2 protein-coding genes are annotated in these 2,677 nt (G+C 67.0%); both read left to right on the top strand.

Translation table 11 applies throughout. The features are described from left to right. Nucleotides 1-286: 286 nt before the first annotated feature. Entirely contained in the window at nt 287-1,882 is a 1,596-nt protein-coding gene (istA, locus tag M878_RS73805) for an IS21 family transposase (protein ID WP_023548257.1), read from the top strand. Continuing rightward, on the top strand, nt 1,879-2,649 hold the full coding sequence (gene istB, locus M878_RS73800; RefSeq protein ID WP_023548259.1) for an IS21-like element helper ATPase IstB: 771 nt from the start codon (nt 1,879-1,881) through the stop codon (nt 2,647-2,649). Before istA ends, istB begins: the two co-directional genes overlap by 4 nt. The last annotated feature ends 28 nt before the right edge of the window (nt 2,650-2,677 follow it).

Raw genomic sequence — 2,677 nt, 5'->3', positions numbered from 1 at the left:
ATGTTCTGCGTGATGTTGTCGCCGTAATTCCCCGCCCTGGTGTCGGCGGTTCCCCAGGGGGACGCCGGTCGTGGATGGGGATGCCGGTCACGGTCTCGGGTTGAAGATCTTTCCCCGTGTCGGGTGGTTTGTTCGACCGATAGATCCTTCTTGCGAATTGGTGGAGATCCCCTGGGGCATGCCGGTGCCGGGTTGAGGGTCCGGGCCGTCTCGGAGTCGCTGGTGTCCCTTGACCAGCGAGCCGGGAGGTCGACGGACGATCCGGATGGCAAGGAGAACATTCACCGTGACGGACATCGTGGAGATCTACGTCCACTGGTACGCGGGCCGCTCGAAGACGCAGCTGGCGGCGTCGCTGGGGCTGGACCGCAAGACGATCAGGAAGTACCTGGCGCCGGCCGAGGCGGCCGGGATCACGCCGGGCGGCCCGCCGATGAGCGAGCCCGACTGGGCGAAACTGATCAAGAGCTGGTTCCCCGAGCAGGCCAACAGGCGCTTGAATCAACTGACTTGGCCGGAGATCGAGAAGCACCGCGACTACGTGGTGGAACTGCTGAACACCTGCACGGTGACCACGATCCACCAGCGGCTGCGCGACGAGCGCAAGCTGCAGGCGGGGCTGACCTCGTTTCGCCGGTGGGTACACGAGAACCTGCCCGACGAGGCCGCCCGCGCCAAGGTCACCGTGCTGAGGGAGAACGTCGAGCCGGGCTCGGAGGCCCAGATCGACTACGGCTTCCTGGGGCAGTGGATCAACGCCAACACCGGTCGGCGGCACCGGATTTGGGCGTTCGTGATGGTGCTGCCTGCCTCCCGGCACATGTTCGTCCGCCCGGTGGCCCACATGGACCAGCACGCCTGGACACAAGCCCACGTGGAGGCGTTTCGCTACTTCGGCGGCGTCCCGCGCCGGCTGGTGCCGGACAACCTCAAGACCGGGGTCGACAAGCCGGACCTCTACGACCCGAAGATCAACAAGTCGTATGCCGAACTCGCCTCCTACTATGGGGCGTTGGTGGATCCGGCCCGGGCTTTGAAGCCGAAGGACAAGCCCAGAGTGGAGCGGCCCATGCCCTACGTCCGCGACTCCTACTGGCGCGGGCGGACGTTCACCTCGCTGGAGCACATGCAGGCCGAGGCCCTGCTCTGGTCCCGTAATGTCGCAGGTCAGCGGCAGTGCCGTCCGCTGGGCGGGGCGGCTCCCTTGGCGGTGTTCGAGTCCATCGAGGCGCCGGTGCTGCTGCCGTTGCCCGAGGCGCCGTTCGTGCTGGCGCGGTGGTCGAAGGCGACGGTCGGCCCGGACATCCACATCAAGGTCGGCCGGACCCTCTACTCGGTGCCCTGGAAGCTGATCGGCCGCCGCGTCGATGTCCGCTCCACCGCCACCATGGTGCAGGTCTTCCACGAGGGTGAACTGGTCAAGACGCACGCGGCACTTGAGCAGGGCAAACGCACCGACAAGACGGACTACCCGCCGGAGAAGATCGCCTTTCAGATGCGCACGCCGATCTGGTGTCGCGGTCAGGCATCCCAGGTCGGGGATGCCTGCCGGGAGGTGATCGACCAGCTCCTGGAGGTCAATGCCCTCTACCGGCTCCGGGCGGCCCAGGGGGTGCTCGGGCTGCGCAAGAAGTACGGCGACATCAGGCTCGAAGCCGCCTGCCGCAAGGCGATCACGGTCGGCGACCCGTCCTATCGCACCGTCAAGGGCATCCTTGTCGCCGGCACCGAGACCGACCCGGAACCCGAGACCGGAGACGGTGGCGCCTCGGCCTTCCTACACGGCCCCGAGGGCCTGTTCGCCACCGACATCCCCCTGCAGATTCCCGATGACGTCCGCGACGACCAGGGGAACGACGACGTCGAGGAGGTCGCCCGGTGAGCGTGATGACCACCGCTCTGCGTGACTCGCTCAAGATCCTGCGGCTGTCCGGGATGCTCGAGACACTCGACGCCCGCCTCACCCAGGCCCAGGGCGGCGAGCTCGGGCACCTCGATTTCCTGCAGGTTCTCTGCCAGGACGAGATCACCCGCCGTGAATCCGTTGCGCTCGAACGGCGCCTGCGGCGGGCGAAGTTCGAGCAGCAGGCCACCTTGGAGGGCTTCGACTTCAACGCCTCCCCGAAGCTACCCGCGGCCCAGATCCGCGACCTGGCGGCCCTGCGATGGCTCCACTCCGGTGAGTCCGTCATTTTGTTCGGGCCCGTCGGGGTCGGAAAGACACACGTCGCCCAGGCCCTCGGTCACCAGGCCGTCCGACAGGGCGCCAACGTCCGTTTCTCCAAGACCAGCCGGGTCCTGGCCGAGCTCGCCGGCGGCCACGCGGATCGCACCTGGGACAAGCGCATGCGCGACCTCATCCGCCCCGACCTGCTCATCCTCGATGACTTCGCCATGCGGCAGATGAACGCCTCGCAGGCCGACGATCTCTACGAGTTGGTCTCCGAGCGGCAGGGACGTTCTCTGATCATCACGAGCAACAGGGCGCCCAGCGACTGGTATCCGCTCTTCCCGAACCCCGTCGTCGCCGAGTCACTCCTCGACCGGCTGATCAACGCCAGCCACCAAGTCATCATGAACGGCCCAAGCTACCGTCCCAACAAGCGACCGAAGGGCCCCAACGGCACCCCCAAGCCCCCGACCAGCTGACTCACCGACACCCCAGGGGTGTCCCATT

This window comes from Streptomyces roseochromogenus subsp. oscitans DS 12.976 (assembly GCF_000497445.1).
GTDB lineage: Bacteria > Actinomycetota > Actinomycetes > Streptomycetales > Streptomycetaceae > Streptomyces > Streptomyces oscitans.
The sequence above is the reverse complement of the archived record's forward strand: the minus strand, read 5'-3'. Positions and strand labels throughout refer to the sequence as shown.